Source organism: Shewanella sp. AS16 (assembly GCF_021412365.1).
Classification (GTDB): domain Bacteria; phylum Pseudomonadota; class Gammaproteobacteria; order Enterobacterales; family Shewanellaceae; genus Shewanella; species Shewanella salipaludis.
The window spans coordinates 1-306 of sequence record NZ_JAKCLK010000168.1 but is presented as its reverse complement, the minus strand read 5'-3'; the positions used below and the strand labels follow the sequence as shown (position 1 = coordinate 306).

The 306-nt window shown below is 58.8% G+C and carries 1 protein-coding gene; it reads right to left on the bottom strand.

Annotation, left to right across the window (positions count from 1 at the left end):
* Positions 1–306, bottom strand: a 306-nt coding sequence (locus LZP73_RS19825; protein ID WP_442800777.1) for an MGH1-like glycoside hydrolase domain-containing protein, incomplete at both ends; no start/stop codon positions are given.

Sequence of the window (306 nt, the reverse complement as noted above, 5' to 3'; positions counted from 1 at the left end):
GCATCTCGCCATTATCAGTATTGTGGGCTTTATCGCGGGTTGCGCCATATTCCGGTACGCCGTTGCCGTTGTGATCGCGGTTACGTAGCCACCAGTCGTGATAGGCCACCAGTTTCGGGTACATCTCTGCCAGCCAGGTTTTATCCTGGGTGACGTTGTACACTTCCATCACCGACCAGGCGGCAAGGCTGGGTTTGGTGTTACGTTCGTTCCAGTTGCCGCCATCGCCGCCACGCTCGGGGCTAAGGTTCCACGCTATCAGGTCGGGGACAAAGCCCACATCCTGCGGACGCACGCTGTCGCCTG